The 5,556-nt window shown below is 72.3% G+C and carries 7 protein-coding genes; 4 read left to right on the forward strand and 3 right to left on the reverse strand.

Annotated features, from left to right (window positions below; genetic code table 11):
• The first annotated feature begins 26 nt into the window (after positions 1-26).
• Positions 27-1,208 (forward strand): Cmx/CmrA family chloramphenicol efflux MFS transporter, encoded by a 1,182-nt coding sequence (locus FAF44_RS51630; protein WP_237110847.1) that lies wholly within the window; start codon positions 27-29, stop codon positions 1,206-1,208.
• Positions 1,209-1,230: 22 nt separating this feature from the next.
• Complete coding sequence (locus FAF44_RS51635; protein ID WP_237110848.1) at positions 1,231-2,022, forward strand: maleylpyruvate isomerase family mycothiol-dependent enzyme; 792 nt, start codon at positions 1,231-1,233, stop codon at positions 2,020-2,022.
• Between the two features lie 19 nt (positions 2,023-2,041).
• On the opposite strand, the gene FAF44_RS51640 is transcribed toward FAF44_RS51635, so the two are convergent.
• Positions 2,042-2,494 (reverse strand): DUF2000 domain-containing protein, encoded by a 453-nt coding sequence (locus tag FAF44_RS51640; protein WP_237110849.1) that lies wholly within the window; start codon positions 2,492-2,494, stop codon positions 2,042-2,044.
• A gap of 115 nt (positions 2,495-2,609) precedes the next feature.
• Here FAF44_RS51640 and FAF44_RS51645 point away from each other — a divergent pair, with 115 nt between their 5' ends.
• Positions 2,610-3,104, forward strand: a complete 495-nt coding sequence (locus tag FAF44_RS51645; RefSeq protein ID WP_237110850.1) for an Lrp/AsnC family transcriptional regulator — start codon at positions 2,610-2,612, stop codon at positions 3,102-3,104.
• 257 nt (positions 3,105-3,361) lie between these two features.
• Here the strand turns inward: FAF44_RS51645 and pip are convergent, their stop codons facing one another.
• Positions 3,362-4,330, reverse strand: a complete 969-nt coding sequence (pip, locus tag FAF44_RS51650; protein WP_237110851.1) for a prolyl aminopeptidase — start codon at positions 4,328-4,330, stop codon at positions 3,362-3,364.
• 48 nt (positions 4,331-4,378) lie between these two features.
• Entirely contained in the window at positions 4,379-4,936 is a 558-nt protein-coding gene (locus FAF44_RS51655) for a DUF6624 domain-containing protein (RefSeq protein ID WP_237110852.1), read from the reverse strand.
• 175 nt (positions 4,937-5,111) lie between these two features.
• Between FAF44_RS51655 and FAF44_RS51660 the strand changes: the two genes are divergently transcribed.
• Positions 5,112-5,556 (forward strand): hypothetical protein (locus tag FAF44_RS51660; RefSeq protein ID WP_237110853.1); only part of this gene is annotated, 445 nt, incomplete at its 3' end.

The raw sequence follows: 5,556 nt of genomic DNA on the forward strand, positions 1-5,556 counted from the left end.
GCCCGCCCTCCCGTGAGAGCTGTCTGATGCCTTTCGCTGTCTACCTGCTCGGACTGGCGGTCTTCGCCCAGGGCACGTCCGAGTTCATGCTGGCCGGGCTGGTGCCCGGCATCGCCCGCGACCTGAACGTGTCCATCCCCGCCGCCGGGCTGCTGACCTCGGCGTTCGCCGCCGGAATGGTGGTGGGCGCGCCGTTGACCGCCCTACTGAGTCTGCGGCTGTCCAGGCGGCGCGCGCTGCTCGGGTTCCTGCTCGCCTTCCTGGCCGCGCACGTGGTCGGCGCCCTGACCCCCGACTACGGGGTGCTGGTCGGCACCCGCGTCGTCGCGGCGCTGGCCAACGCCGGGTTCCTGGCCGTGGCCATGGCCACCGCCGTCGCCCTCGCCCCGCCGGACGCCAAGGGGCGCGCCGCCTCCGTCCTGCTGGGCGGGGTCACCCTCGCCTGCGTCGCCGGAGTGCCCGGAGGGGCGCTGCTCGGCGAGCTGTGGGGGTGGCGCTCGGCGTTCTGGGCGGTGGCCCTGGCGCTGGTCCCCGCCCTGTACGCGGTGCTGAGGTCCGTACCCGGCGGGGACGCCTCCGGCGGCGCGCCCGCGAGCGCGCGCAGCGAACTCGCGGTGCTGCGCCGGCCCCGGCTGCTGGTGTTCCTGCTGCTCGGCTCCCTCGTGAACGGGGCCACCTTCTGCACCTTCACCTACCTCGCGCCGGTGCTCACCGGCGAGAGCGGGATCGGCTCCTCCTGGATGCCGGGCATGCTCGCGCTGTTCGGGCTGGGCTCGTTCGCCGGGGTGACGATCGGCGGGCGGCTGTCGGACAGGTGGCCCGTGCCGCTGCTGGTGAGCGGCGGGGCGGCGCTGGCGGCCGGCTGGGTCGCGTTCGCACTGACGGCGGGCGCGCCCGCACCGGCGGTCGTGCTGGTCCTCGTGCAGGGGACGCTGTCCTTCGCGGTCGGGTCCACGCTGATCTCGCAGGTCCTGTACGCGGCCACCGGCGCGCCCACCCTGGCCGGCGCGTTCGCCACGGCGGCGTTCAACGTGGGGGCCACGCTCGGGCCCTGGCTGGGCGGCGCGGCCATCGGGGCCGGGCTCGGCTACCGGTCGCCGCTGTGGGTGAGCGCCGCGCTGGTGGGGCTCGCGCTGGCCGCCGGGGCGGTCGCGTACCTGGCCGGGCGTCGCCGCCGGATCGAGGCCGATCCCCTGAGCACGGCCTGACGCGTACGGCACAGTAGGGCGGATGAACGCCGTCGCACACTTCCGCCGGGAGGTACGCGCGTTCCTGGCCGCCGCCCGCGCGGCGGCCAGGGCGGGCGACGCGCCCCTCGTGCCGTCCTGCCCCGGCTGGACCATGTCCGATCTCGTGCTCCACCTCGGCGGGGTGCACCGGGGTGTGGCCGCCGTCATCAGGGACCGGCTCGACGGGCCGCCCGGCCGCGCCGGCCTGATCGCGGCCGAACTGCCTCCCGACACGACGGGCTGGCCCCGCTTCGACCGGCACCCCAACCACGGCCCGATCCCGGCCACCCTGCTGGAGTGGGCCGAGGAGGGCGCGGACCGGCTCGAAAGGCTGTTCAGCGAGCGGTCACCGGACGAACCCGCGTGGACGTGGTCGCACGAGCAGACGACCGGGTTCTGGCTGCGCATGCAGACCATCGAGGCCGCCGTGCACCGCTGGGACGCCGAGCACGCCCTCGGCGCGGCCCGGCCGATCCACGCGGGCATCGCGGTGGCCGCGATCACTCAGACGTTCGAGGTGATGGCGCCCGCGCGGCGCGCCTGGGCGTCGGCGCCGCCGGGCGCGGGCGAGCGGTTCCGGTTCGTCAGGACCGACGGGCCCGGCGCGTGGACGGTGTGCTTCGACGGCGAGCACGTCCGGCTGGGCGACGACGGGCCGGCCGACGTCGAGGTGTCGGGCGGCGGGTCGGAGCTGCTGTTGTTCCTGTGGCGGCGGATTCCGGCCGGCGGGCTCACGGTGCGCGGGGACGCGTCCCTGCTCGATCGCTACTTCGTGCTGGTTCCGCCGCTCTGACCGGCACGGCCGGGGCGGCTCACCGCAGCAGTGGCAGCCGTCCCGTCAGGCGATCGACCAAGGCCCGCGGCCCGAACAGGCTGACCGCGTAGTACGACGGCTCCTCGGTCCGGGCCAGCTCGGCCAGGTAGTCGTCGTACACGTTGGTCCGCTGCGCGACGGCCGCCATGTCGGACACCACCAGGTCGGGTTCATCGGCGGCGTCGTTCCTGAGCCGCCGCACGATCGCGGCCGGGGCGCCCAGCACGGTGCAGCCCGTCCACGGCAGACCGGCGTGCGCCAGCCCCGAGGCGTCCACGCCTCCCGAGCCGACGATGGCCGGCACGGCGACCCCGACGGAGGCGGCCAGGCAGGCCGCGGCGTTCGCCTGGAGCCCTCTGGGCAGGTCGCGGTCGATCACGATCACCCACTTGACCGTCAGCTCCTTGGTGGGCAGATCGGTACGGCGGTCCAGTTCGTCGAGCACGCTCATCCACAAGTCCTTGTCTCCGAAGTTCTCCCAGAAGAGTCACACCAACGCCGCCGTTCTGGCGTAGATCATGATGGTTTTCCGAAGAAAATTCGGAAAGACGTGCGAAGATACGTACGTGGACGAACTTGATACGGCGATCCTCGCCGAGTTGCAGCGCGACGGCAGGCAGACCAACCGCGAACTGGCCGAGCACCTCGGCATCGCCCCCTCGACCTGCCTGGAGCGGGTCCGGTCGCTGCGCTCGTCCGGCGTCGTCGAGGGCTTCCACGCCGAGGTCAACCTCGACGCGATCGGCCGCCCGGTGCAGGCGCTGATCAACGTCCGCCTGCACCCCAAGATCCGCGAGGCGGTGGAGGGCTTCCGCGACTACGTGTGCGCGCTGCCCGAGACGCTGGCCGTGTTCGTCGTGTCCGGCGGGGACGACTTCATCATCCAGGTCGGCGTGCGGGACGCGGGTCATCTGCGCGACTTCGTGCTCGACCACGTGTCCCGGCACCGCAACATCGCCGACGTCCGCACGTCGCTGGTCTACGACCACATCCGCAAGACGTCGGTGGAGGTGCTGCCGCCCGAGCGCCCCTCGCGCCCGCGAACGGGCCGCAAACGTTGAGGCGGCAGGTCACCCGGTGGGCGTGAACGTGAACACGCGGCGCTAAATGGGTGGTGTCCCAATAGCCGGATTGGTTACGGTTACCGCAGGTCAGCGAGCGGACAAGGCGTGGCGATGTCGCTGGCGGCGCCTCGCCGCGCCCTGTCCGCCTGCCAGCCTGCGAACCCGCGGCTCACCCGTACGGAGTCGTCCGACGGCGAAGCGATGGTCACCAGGGGCACCGTCCAAGACCCCCGAGATGATCGCGAGCCGCGGGTTCACCCCTCCTTGACCGGGGAGACACCCTCGATCAGCTCGTGCAGGACCTGCCTGAACGTCTCGCTGCCGGTGTGCCCAGAGTCCTCGACCACGTGCAGCCTGGCGTCGGGCCAGACCTTCGCCAGTTCCCACGCCGTCTGGACCGGGCTGCCCATGTCCTGGCGGCCGTGGATGAGCGCGCCGGGGATGCCGGCCAGGCGGCCGGCGTCACGCAGCAGCACGCCCTCCTCCAGCCAGGCGGCGTTGGCGAAGTAGTGCGCGCAGATGCGGGTCATGGCCAGCACGGCGTCGGAGGGCCGGTCGCTGTAGGCGTTGGGCTTGCCGTTGACCTCCTGGGAGATCACCGCGTCCTCCCAGGCCGCGTAGTCCGCGGCGGCCTTCGCGCGGACGTCGGGGTCGGGGTCGGCCAGCAGCCGCCCGTACGCCGCCAGCACCTCGAAGACGTCGCCGTCGCGGTCGGCCTCGGGCACACCTTCCAGGAACCGGTCCTGCGCCTCGGGGAAGAACCTGCCGACGCCCCGGTAGAGCCATTCGACCTCCGACCGGCGCGTCATCGTGACGGCGGCGATGGCGATCTCCGTCACCCGCTCCGGGTACGCCTCGGCGTAGGCCAGGATGAGCGTCGAGCCCCACGACCCGCCGTACAGCAGCCACCTGTCGACGCCGAGGTGCTCGCGCAGCAGCTCCATGTCGGCGATCAGGTTCTGGGTGGTGTTGGCGGACAGGTCCGTGGCGGGGTCGGCGGCATGCGGGCGGCTGCGTCCGCAGTTGCGCTGGTCGAACAGGATGATGCGGAAACGTTCCGGGTCGAACGTCCGGCGCATGTTCGTCGAGCAGCCCGAACCCGGGCCGCCGTGCACGATGACGGCGGGCTTGCCGTCGGGGTTGCCGCACGCCTCCCAGTAGATGAGGTTGCCGTCGCCGGTGTCGAGCAGGCCGTGCTCGTAGGGTTCGATCGCGGGGTACAACGGGGGGGCTCCTCTCCAGCAATGTAACAGCGCTTCAATATAGCTGGATCAACCTACGGATCTGAGCTCCTCGAGGTAGTCCCGCAGCGGCTTCAGCCCTGCTTCGGCCCGCCGCTCGTCCACCTTGCCCGCGTCCTCGATGGGGGTGCGGGGCCGCCACTCGCCCGAGGGGCCGGTCTCCCACTGTGTGCCGTACACCTGCGGCCGGCGCTCCGCGACCCGGACCCGGTCCACGAGGAAGGCCAGGTCCGACGGGTCGGCGTCGCCGGCGTCCACGGCCCGCCGCATCAGGACGAGGCCGCGCCGCTGCAGGTCCAGATCACGATCGGCGTGCTGGACGAGCGCCCACGCGGCGTGCGCGCCGTCCTCGCCGGCCAAAGCGCGGCCCGGCCAGCCGTGCCGGTCGAGGATCTGCCGCATGCGGTCGGTGTTCTCCTTCTCCACCCGGTCGAAGTCCTCCTGGGACGCCTCCAGGGTCCGGAACTTCTGGTCGCGTTCGAGCATCGCGAGCAACTCGGCGCGCAGCGCCGGATTCGCCGGCTCGGCGGCACCGCAGGACGTCGCGAACGCGACCGCGGCGAGCACGAGAACAAGGAACACCCGCATTTCTCCGGCCCCTTCCACACGGCCACCGGATCGATTATGCGCGGACGTTCCGCAGGGGTCACGCCCACCGGAAAGGGCGGACGGCGTAAAGAGGGCTAGATCCAACTATGAAGTAATCGAAATACCGCCAGGGGTAGTGATCGCGATAACCGGATCATCGTCCTTGGGGAGCATCATGTACCGACATACCGCTGCCGTGGCCACCGCCGTCTCCGCCGCCGCCCTGCTCGCGTTCGCCGCGGCCCCGGCGGACGCGGAGAACGAGGCCGCCCCGGCAGTCGAGTGCAGTAACCGCGACGGCTACAGCTACAACATGTCGCCGCCCCCGCCGATGAGCGGGGACGTCTCGGCCAGGGACGTCGAGAAGCTGGTGAACTCGATCATCGGCGGCGCCCGGCTGGGGGGCTCCCTGTCCACGGGCGCGCCGCTCGGCGTGGGGGCCGAGTCGGACTCGCCCATCGAGGACCGGTTCGAGGACCTGCTCAGCAGGGCGCTGAAGTGCGCCCACGCCACATCGGCCCGGGGTGCGAAACTGCCGCCCAAGTCCGCCGTCGGCACCGACCCGATCGTCCAGGGCCCGGAAGCGCTCGCCGCCCCCAGCCCGGCCGCCAGTCCCACCC

The organism is Nonomuraea sp. MG754425, assembly GCF_021699195.1.
In the GTDB taxonomy this organism is placed as follows: Bacteria; Actinomycetota; Actinomycetes; order Streptosporangiales; family Streptosporangiaceae; genus Nonomuraea.